This is a genomic window from Spirulina subsalsa FACHB-351, from assembly GCF_026130165.1.
Classification (GTDB): Bacteria; Cyanobacteriota; Cyanobacteriia; order Cyanobacteriales; family Spirulinaceae; genus Spirulina_A; species Spirulina_A subsalsa_A.
Window position 1 is genome coordinate 1 of sequence record NZ_JAIHOM010000220.1, and the last position, 3,742, is coordinate 3,742.

The 3,742-nt window shown below is 49.2% G+C and carries 3 protein-coding genes and 1 pseudogene; all 4 read left to right on the forward strand.

Features of this window, described 5'->3' with window-relative positions; translation table 11 throughout:
* A partial coding sequence (locus K4A83_RS22295) for a transposase (protein ID WP_265266915.1) occupies nucleotides 1-226 on the forward strand: 226 nt, incomplete at its 5' end.
* Between the two features lie 38 nt (nucleotides 227-264).
* Nucleotides 265-1,995, forward strand: a pseudogene (locus K4A83_RS22300) (type I restriction enzyme subunit R domain-containing protein); the annotation flags it as partial.
* Nucleotides 1,982-2,710 carry a M48 family metallopeptidase gene (locus K4A83_RS22305; protein WP_265266917.1) on the forward strand — a complete coding sequence of 243 codons (729 nt, stop codon included), beginning with the start codon at nucleotides 1,982-1,984 and terminating at the stop codon, nucleotides 2,708-2,710. The pseudogene K4A83_RS22300 and the gene K4A83_RS22305, both read left to right, overlap by 14 nt.
* 87 nt (nucleotides 2,711-2,797) lie before the next feature.
* A partial coding sequence (gene dprA / locus K4A83_RS22310; RefSeq protein ID WP_265266918.1) for a DNA-processing protein DprA occupies nucleotides 2,798-3,742 on the forward strand: 945 nt, incomplete at its 3' end.

Genomic DNA, 3,742 nt, shown 5'->3' on the forward strand with positions numbered 1-3,742 from the left:
CACAAGTCAAATTTGTCCCCATTGTGGGACGAATTGCGGCCCGAAAAAGTTGTCTGAGCGAGTCCACCACTGTCAGACTTGTGGCTACACCACCGATAGGGATGTAGCGGCGGCGCAAGTGGTGAAAGAAAGAGGATTAAATGCGGTCGGGCAGACCGTATCAACGCTCGTCGAGGGTAAAGATATCGGGGTTGGAGTTTATACTCCAGCTAGAGTCTCCCTGTGACACGAGAATCCCCGACCGTTTACGGCGGGGAGTTGTCAAGATATGAGGCGCGGGACATTGACCAAACCCTCACCAGTCCCCAGAAAATAGACCAGTGGTTTGAGGCGAAAACTCGCGGCTTGTCAGAATTTGCCAAAACCCAACTTAAAAAGAAATGGGGGACGATGCAAAAACTCCTCTCTAGTAAGTCTCGCCTCGAACAAATTGTTAACGATATTCTCGTAGACATGGCAACCAAACCCCGACTAATGGACGGACGGGGTAACGCCATGCTGGTCTGTAGCAGCATTTATCAAGCCTGCAAAACCTACGAAATTCTCAGCCAAACGGACTTTAAGGGTAAATGTGCGATCATCACCAGTTATAAACCTTCCCCGGCGGATATTAAAGGGGAGGAAACGGGGGAGGGACTGACGGAAAAACTCCACCAGTATGGGATTTATCGGCGTATGTTGGCGGACTATTTTAACCAGCCGGAAGATGAAGCCATGTATCGGGTGGGGGAATTTGAGCAGGAGGTTAAACGGCGCTTTATTGATGAACCGGGACAAATGCGCCTGTTAATTGTGGTGGATAAGCTGTTAACGGGCTTTGATGCACCCCCGGCGACTTATTTGTATATTGACAAAACCATGCGAGATCATGGCTTATTTCAGGCGATTTGTCGGGTTAATCGCCTTGATGGAGAAGATAAGGAATATGGCTATATTGTGGACTATAAAGACCTGTTCCAGCAATTAGAGGGGGCGGTTACAGATTACACTAGCGGGGCTTTTGAGGACTACGAGGCGGCGGACGTGGCGGGGTTATTGAGCGATCGCCTTTCCAAGGGCCAAGAACGCCTAGAAACCGCCTTAGAAGCCGTCCGCGCCCTCTGTGAACCCGTCCCCCGTCCCCGTCACACTTCCGACTATCTCCATTATTTTTGCGCCGCCGACACCAGAGATCAAAAAGCGATCGCCGCCAACGAAGCCCAACGGGTCGCCCTCTATCAAACCGTTAACGCCCTCCTTCGTGCCTATAGTCACCTCGCCAACGAAATGGAAGCGGCGGGATACACCCCCCAGGAAGCAGCCAGCATTAAAGAGGAGGTTAGCCAATACAGCAAAATACGAGACGAGGTGAAAATTGCCAGTGGCGACTATATCGACAGTAAAATCTATGAACCCGCTATGCGTTACCTGATGGATACCTATATCAGGGCTGAACCTAGTAACCTAGTGGCGGACTTTGAAGAGTTGGGACTGGTGCAGCTTATGGTAAATCAGGGTTTAAAGGCTTTAGATAGCCTCCCGGAAGGGTTGAAAGATGAGGAAATCATGGCGGAAACCATCGAGAATAACATCCGCAAAATTATCTTAGATCAGAGTCCGATTAACCCCAAATACTATGAGGAAATGTCCGAGTTATTGGATGCTTTGATTGCACAACGTCACCAGCAAGCTATCCGTTACCAAGAGTATTTGGAACAGGTGAAACAACTCGCCCGACAAGTGACCGACCCCACCGGGTCAGCCGTGGGAAATTATCCCCCTTCCTTAAATACCTCCGCCCTCCGTTCCCTCTACGATAACCTAGGCAAAAATGAGGCGATCGCCTTAGCTATTGATGAAGTTGTGAAAACTACCAAAAAAGACGGCTGGATTGGTAATCGTTTCAAAGAAAGAGAAGTTAAAAACGCCGTTGATTCTATCCTGAGTAATGCTAAACTAGACCCAGACCTAGACCAACTGCTAGAGTTAATTAAACAGCAGCATGACTATCAGTAAATCTCCCACAGAATACCAGGTTACTATTGCAGAAATTCCCGTGCAAGTGATTCGGAAATCCATTAAAAATCTGCATATTGGAGTTTATCCCCCAGAGGGGCGGGTGCGGGTAGCTGCGCCATTTCAGCTAACAGATGATAATATCCGACTGGCGATAATTTCCCGCCTCTCTTGGATTAAAAAACAACAGACTAAATTTGCCGCCCAACCCCGTCAATCGAAGCGGGAAATGGTATCAGGAGAAAGTCATTATATTTTCGGTAAACGTTACCGCTTAGAAGTCATAGAACGCCGGGGGAAACATGAAGTTAAAATCTTCAATGCTTCCCGATTACAACTATTCGTTAATCCCGGAACTTCTCGGGACAATCGCGCCCAAGTTTTAGCCCAATGGTATCGCCAACAACTCCGGGAGATTATACCACAATTGCTAAATAAATGGCAACCGATTATCGGGGAAAATGTGACTGATTGGGGCATTAAGAAAATGCGGACTAAATGGGGGAGTTGTAATATCACTCAGCGCCGCATCTGGCTAAATTTAGAACTCGCCAAAAAGCCCATAGAGTGCTTGGAATATGTGGTAGTTCATGAGTTAGTGCATCTATTAGAACGTTATCACAATGACCGTTTTAAGGCTTATATGGATGAGTATCTCCCCCCATGGCGACAATATCGAGATATGCTCAACCGAGAACCCTTAGAAGACTGTTAAATGGCAAAATTTTTTCTAACAATTTGCAAAAAGGGCGAGGGCAAGGGGCGGGGATAAAATAGAGACGGTTCAATCGAGGAGAAAACATTGCTAGAAGAACGGGCTTACTGGTTAGCTTGGTTAAAAGTGGAGGGAGTGGGGGCAGTATTAAGCCAGCGTCTCTATGAGCATTTCGGCAGTTTAGGCAAGGCGTGGGAGGCTTCGGCTGGAGAATTGCGTGAGGTGGAAGGGGTGGGGCCGAAATTGTTGGGGGCGATTGAGGGGAGGCGATCGCACCTTGACCCAGAAAAACTACTCAAAGATTGTCAAGACAAGGGGTTTCAGTTTTGGATTCCCCCGGATCCCGAATACCCCCGCTTATTGCTAGAGATTCCTAGTTTACCCCCCGTGTTATACTATCGCGGTCAAGTCCAGTTAGCCGAGAATCAAGGCAAAACCCCCCTCATTGGGATTGTGGGAACCCGTAACGTCACCGAATATGGTCAACGTTGGGCGCGTAAACTCAGTACAACCTTAGCCAAACATGGGTTTACCGTAGTTTCCGGGCTAGCGAGTGGAGTAGATGCGATCGCCCATCAAAGTTGTTTAGCCGTCGGAGGACGCACCATAGCCGTCCTAGGCACAGGCATTGATGTAATTTATCCCCGCAGCAACACCCATCTTTACCAGCAAATCCCAAAACAGGGCTTAATCTTGAGTGATTACCCCCCCGGCACCCCACCCGAAGCCAAAAACTTCCCCCCCCGCAACCGCATCATCGCCGGATTAAGTCGCGTTGTCCTCGTCATCGAAGCCGCCCGCCGTTCCGGCGCCCTAATTACCGCCCGTTACGCCAACGAATTTGGGCGAGATGTCTACACTTTACCCGGCTCCCTCGATCAGCCCCAATCCTCCGGTTGTTTAGAATTAGCCAACAAAGGCGCCCAGTTAATCTTAGGAGAAAAAGAACTGATCGAAGCCTTGGGCGAAATCCCCCAACTCGATCAAATGACTCCACCCCCCGCCCCACCCCCCGATTTACCCCCCCATCTC